At 71.4% G+C, this 4,706-nt stretch carries 3 protein-coding genes and 1 pseudogene; all 4 read left to right on the top strand.

All coding sequences use genetic code 11. The annotated features are described in order from the left end of the window. A pseudogene (locus AD428_RS29865) lies at nucleotides 1–580 on the top strand (HpcH/HpaI aldolase/citrate lyase family protein); the annotation flags it as partial. Then, nucleotides 577–2,286 carry a thiamine pyrophosphate-binding protein gene (locus AD428_RS23080; RefSeq protein ID WP_053246711.1) on the top strand — a complete coding sequence of 570 codons (1,710 nt, stop codon included), beginning with the start codon at nucleotides 577–579 and terminating at the stop codon, nucleotides 2,284–2,286. The pseudogene AD428_RS29865 and the gene AD428_RS23080, both read left to right, overlap by 4 nt. 18 nt (nucleotides 2,287–2,304) lie before the next feature. Next, nucleotides 2,305–3,537, top strand: coding sequence for a Zn-dependent hydrolase (locus tag AD428_RS23075; RefSeq protein ID WP_053246710.1), 1,233 nt, complete (start codon nucleotides 2,305–2,307; stop codon nucleotides 3,535–3,537). Nucleotides 3,538–3,659: 122 nt separating this feature from the next. Continuing rightward, on the top strand, nucleotides 3,660–4,706 hold a 1,047-nt coding region (locus AD428_RS23070), incomplete at its 3' end, for an aldehyde dehydrogenase family protein (protein WP_200908088.1).

Raw genomic sequence — 4,706 nt, 5'->3', positions numbered from 1 at the left:
CGCTGGAGGCCGAGTCCGGGCTGCCGCCGGGCAGCACGAGATCGTGCCCATGCTGGAATCGGCGCTGGGCCTGTACCGCGCCTATGACATACTCAGCGCCAGGCCCGCGCCGTCTCGGCCTGCCTGCTGGCCGCCGAAGACCTGAGCGCCAGCCTGGGCGCCGAGCGCGGCAGGGACGGCATCGAGCTGCATGCCGCGCGCGCCCGTTTCCTGGTGGACTGCATCGCCGCGGGCCGCGTGCCCATCGACTGCCCCTTCAACTACCGCGACCCCGGCGCCCTCGAGGCCGAGCTGCGCTGGGCGCGCCGCGTGGGCTTCAAGTCGAAGTGCGCCACGGTGGCCGGGCAGGTGCCGCTGATCCACCGCGCCTTTACGCCGGACGCCGCCGAGGTCGAGGCGGCCCGCGCCTGCGTGGCGGCCTTCGAGGCCCAGCGCGCCGGGCAGGCCGGCCGGCCCCCGCGTCGACGCGCCCGACTACAACACCGCGCGCCGCCTGCTGGCGCGCCACGCACAATTCGAAGCCTGGACGGCCGCGCAGCAGCAAGGGGCCGCCGCTCAATCCCATGGAGACTCCGCATGACGTCAGCCGCACATCCCGAACGCAACGGCGGGCAGATCCTGATGCAGCAACTGCGCATCCACGGCGCCCGGCGCGTGTTCATGATCCCCGGCGAAAGCTACCTGCCCTGCATCGACGCGCTCAACGAGCACGCCGGCGTCATCGAGCCCATCGTGTGCCGCCAGGAAAGCGGCGCGGCCTACATGGCCGAAGCCTACGGCAAGCTCACCGGCGAACCGGGCATCTGTTTCGTCACGCGCGGCCCGGGCGCGACCAACGCCAGCATCGGCGTGCACACCGCCTTCCAGGATTCCACGCCCATGATTCTGTTCGTGGGCCAGGTCGGCAACGACTTCATGGAGCGCGAAGCCTTCCAGGAAATCGACTACCGCCGCATGTTCGGCCCGATGGCCAAATGGGTGGCGCAGATCGACCGCACCGACCGCATTCCCGAATTCATCGCGCGCGCCTTCGCGGTGGCCACCAGCGGACGGCCCGGCCCCGTGGTGCTGGCCCTACCCGAAGACACGCTGTGGGGCCGCGCCCGCGTGGCCGACCTGCCGCGCTACACGCGCACGCGCATCCACCCGGGCGCCGGCGACATGGCGCGCATGAAAGCGCTGCTGGACCAGGCCGAGCGGCCCTTCCTGCTGCTGGGCGGGCATGGCTGGACGCGCGAGGCCATCGGCGACATCGCCGGCTTTGCCGAGCGCTTCGAGCTGCCGGTGGGCACGGCGTGGCGGCGCCTGGAATGCTTCGACCAGCGCCATCCGAACGCCGCCGGCCATGTGGGCTGGGCCATGACGCCTGCCCTGCGCCGGCGGCTGCGCGAGGCCGACCTGGTGCTGGCCGTGGGCACGCGCATGGGCGAAGCCACCACCGAGGGCTACACCCTCATCGAAAGCCCGCTGCCGCGCCAGCAGCTCATCCACGTATACCCCGACGCGGCCGAGCTGGGCCGCGTCTTCTCGCCCACCCAGGCCATCGTGGCCGACCCGGCCGGCTTCGCCGCGGCGGCGGCCGCGCTCGCGCCCGGCCATGCCGTGCCGCGCGGACAGGCGGTGCACGCCGCGCACGCCGAACTGCGGGCCAGCTGGCAGCCCCTGCCCGCGGCCGGCCCCATGAGCCTGGACGAGGCCGCCGCCGCGGCCAACGCCCTGCTGCCGGCCGACGCCTGCGTCACGGTGGGCGCGGGCAACTACGCGCTGTACCCGCACCGCTACCGCTGCTTCACCGGCCCCGGCACCAGCCTGGCGCCCACCGTGGGCTCCATGGGTTATGGCCTGCCTGCCGCCATCTCGGCCAAGCTCGAAGACCGCCGCCGCACCGTGGTCTGCTACGCGGGCGACGGCTGCTTCCAGATGAACATGCAGGAACTGGGCGTGGCCATGCAGTACCGCCTGGGCATCGTGGTGCTAGTCTTCAATAACGGCGTGTGGGGCACCATCCGCGCCCACCAGGAGCGCGAATTCCCCGGACGCGCCATCGCGCTGGACTTCGCCAATCCGGACTTCACGCAGATCATCAAGGGCTACGGCGGCCATGGCGAGGCGGTGGAAGACACCGCCAGCTTCGGGCCGGCGCTGCGGCGCGCGCTGGATTTCGCCGAGCGCGAAAGCCTGCCCGCGCTGCTGGAAATCCGCTACGACGCCGACGGCATCGCGCCTGGCGAAACGCTCACCGGCATCCGCAATGCGGCGCTGGCCCGTCGCGGCCAGGAACATTGACACATGGGAACATTGATCATGACCACTCAGCTTGCAATCAACGGAAAGCGGCTCTGGCAGTCGCTGATGGACCTGGCCCGCATCGGGGCCACACCCAAGGGCGGCAACTGCCGCCTGGCGCTGACCGCGCTGGACGGCCAGGGCCGCGACCTGGTCACCGGCTGGATGCGCGAGGCCGGCCTGACAGTGCGCGTAGACCAGGTGGGCAACATCTTCGCGCGCCGCCCCGGGCGCGACAACAGCCGCCCGCCGGTCATGACCGGCAGCCACATCGACACCCAGCCCACCGGCGGCAAGTTCGACGGCTGCTATGGCGTGATGGCCGGCCTGGAAGTCATGCGCACGCTCAACGACGCCGGCGTGACCACCGAGGCGCCGCTGGAGCTGGCCATCTGGACCAACGAGGAAGGCTCGCGCTTCGTGCCCGTGATGATGGGCTCGGGCGTGTTCGCCCGCAAGTTCCCGCTGGAAGTGGCGCTGGCCGCGCGCGACGCCGAGGGCAAGTCGGTGGCCGACGAACTGAAGGCCATCGGCTACGCCGGCAGCGAGCCGGTGGGCGGCTGGCCGGTGGACGCCTACTTCGAGGCGCACATCGAGCAGGGCCCCATCCTGGAGCACGAGCGCAAAGTGGTCGGCGTGGTCACCGGCTCGCTGGGGCTGCGCTGGTACGACGTGACGGTCACCGGCATGGAAATGCACGCCGGGCCCACGCCCATGCCGGTGCGGCGCGACGCGCTGTACGCAGCCAGTTTCCTGCTGCAGGCCGTCATCGACATCGCGCGCGCGCACCCGCCGCACGGCCGCGGCACGGTGGGCGAGATCCACGCCCACCCCGGCTCGCGCAACGTGATCCCCGGACAGGTCCGGCTCACGGTGGACCTGCGCCACGAAGACGCACAGCGCCTGGCCGAGATGGACAGCCAATGGCGCCAGGTCTGCCAGGAAGTCGCGCGCCGCCACAACGTGCAGGTCGAGATCAAGGACGTGCAGCACTTCCCGCCCACGCCGTTCGACCCCGGCCTGGTGGGCAAAGTGCGCGAAAGCGCCGCGCGCCGCGGGCTGCCGGCCATGGACATCGTCACCGGCGCCGGCCACGACGCGGTCTACATGGCCTCGGTCGCGCCCACCGCCATGATCTTCGTGCCCTGCAAAGACGGCGTCAGCCACAACGAGATCGAGGACGCCAAGCCGGAAGACCTGGAGGCGGGGTGCAATGTGCTGCTGGATGCGATGGTGGCAAGAGCGGGGTAAGGGCCCCCGGCGCGCCTGGGGGGCGCCGTCGCGTTGCGAGGGCCGGTTTCTTGCCCGCGGCGCTGCGGCCCGTGGAGCGCACGGCGCCGTGGAAGACTGACATCTGAAAGGAAGACGGGATCATGAACCAAGACACCCAAGATTGGCATGCCAGGGCCGCTGCGCTTGAGCTGCGGGGGCAGGCGTATATCGATGGCGCGTATTGCGATGCCGCCGGCGGGACGACGTTTGAGGCGATCAGCCCGATCGACGGGCGCAGGCTGGCGCAGGTGGCGGCTTGCGGGCAGGCGGATGTGGACCGCGCGGTGGAGGCAGCGCGGCGCGCGTTCGAGGCGGGAGCATGGGCGGGGCTGCCGCCGCGCGAGCGCAAGGCGCGCCTGCAGCGGCTGGCGACGCTCATCGGGGAGCATGCCGGGGAACTTGCCCTGATCGAGACGCTGGACATGGGCAAGCCCATCCGCGACGCCCTGGCCTTCGACCTGCCGGAAACCGCGCATTGCTATGCCTGGTATGCGGAAGCCATCGACAAGGTCTACGACGAGATCGCGCCCACCGGCCCCTCGGCGCTGGCCACCATCACGCGCGAGCCGCTGGGCGTGGTGGCCGCCGTGGTGCCGTGGAACTACCCCCTGCTCATGGCCGCCTGGAAGGTCGCGCCGGCGCTGGCCGCGGGCAACAGCGTCATTCTCAAGCCGGCCGAGCAATCTTCGCTGTCGGCCATCCGCCTGGCCGGCCTGGCGCAGGACGCCGGCATCCCGCCCGGCGTGTTCAACGTGGTGCCCGGCCTGGGCGCCGAGGCCGGCCAGGCGCTGGGCCTGCACCCGGACGTGGACTGCATCGCCTTCACCGGCTCCACGGCCACCGGCAAGCGCTTCATGCGCTATTCGGGCGAATCCAATCTCAAGCGCGTATGGCTGGAATGCGGCGGCAAGTCGCCGCACATCGTGTTCGAGGACTGCCCCGACCTGGATCGCGCCGCCCTGGTGGCCGCGCTGGCCATCTTCTCCAACCAGGGCGAGGTCTGCATCGCCGGCTCGCGCCTGTACGTGCAGGACGGCATCTACGAAACGTTCATGGAAAAGGTCGCGCAGCACGCCGCGCGCCTGCGGCCCGGCGATCCGCTGGACCCGGCGACCGCCATGGGCGCCATGGTGGACGAGCGCCAGATG

This window comes from Achromobacter sp. DMS1, from assembly GCF_001270295.1.
Note: the sequence above shows the minus strand (reverse complement) of the source record. Positions and strands in the feature narration are given on the sequence as shown.

Excerpts from the sequence above, each read along its gene's own strand:
- AD428_RS23080 (WP_053246711.1), top strand. The coding sequence starts at position 577 with ATGACGTCAGCCGCACATCCCGAACGCAACGGCGGGCAGATCCTGATG.
- AD428_RS23075 (WP_053246710.1), top strand. The coding sequence starts at position 2,305 with ATGACCACTCAGCTTGCAATCAACGGAAAGCGGCTCTGGCAGTCGCTG.